Here is an 810-nt window from a genome sequence, read left to right on the forward strand (position 1 = left end):
GTCCGCCGTGCGCTGTCGGCGATGGCCGCCGAGGCCGCTGCGCCGACCGCCACGCCGCCGACCGTCACGCCGCCGCCAGTCGTCTCGGGGGGCTCCGGCGACGATGCGGCCGTGAAGGCCATCCTCGACGCGCGCCGCCTCGTGGCGGGCTTCTGATCAGATCGCCGGCCCGCTGCGGCCGACGTGTTCTCACAAAACCGGAGCTGATCATGAACGTGACCTATCTTCACGACCTCGCCGACGCGATGGACGGTGTCGACGAGGCGCGGCTTGTCGACGACGACAAGGCGAATGCTGCGGACGCGCTGCGGATCGTCGCGCATCTCACGCGCGACGGGCTGCTCGACGCCGTCGCGGGCGCTCGAATCAATCACCGGGAGATCATCGACCTGACGCTGGCCGCCGCTGGTGAGGCGATCTGCAATAAGGAGCTGGTGGCGACGATTCGGCGAGCCGAGGCGCGTGCCGCCTCGTGAAAAAAAGATAGAGGCCGGTCAGGGGAGGAGCCCGACCGGCCTCTTAGTTTTCGCAGTGAGACCGACAGGCACCAACCATCGGTGAGATCATGGATAGCGAAACCGGCGACGGCAAGGGAGTCCGCTCTGATCGCCCCGGCGATCACGGCCCGGGTGCCGTGATGCCGTCGGCCGAGGACATCGTCCGCGCCGAGCTGCGGGCCGAGACCGCCGCTTTGAAAGCCGCGCTCGCGCCGCTCATGGGAAAGCTCGCGGTCGCCCTGTGCGGGCGCCCGACCGGGCGTTTGCGACACGAGCTGCGCTTTCGCCGGAAGGGCAGCCTCGGCGTTGTCAT

2 protein-coding genes are annotated in these 810 nt (G+C 69.0%); both read left to right on the top strand.

Translation table 11 applies throughout. From position 1 onward, the window contains the following. Positions 1–245 precede the first annotated feature (245 nt). The gene (locus ABTU92_RS30525) at positions 246–476 is read left to right on the top strand and encodes a hypothetical protein (protein WP_408095271.1); all 231 of its coding nucleotides are present in this window, start codon (positions 246–248) and stop codon (positions 474–476) included. An 89-nt stretch (positions 477–565) separates the two neighbouring features. Further along, positions 566–810 (top strand): hypothetical protein (locus ABTU92_RS30530; RefSeq protein ID WP_408095272.1); only part of this gene is annotated, 245 nt, incomplete at its 3' end.

This window comes from Rhodoplanes sp. SY1, from assembly GCF_046000175.1.
GTDB lineage: Bacteria > Pseudomonadota > Alphaproteobacteria > Rhizobiales > Xanthobacteraceae > Rhodoplanes.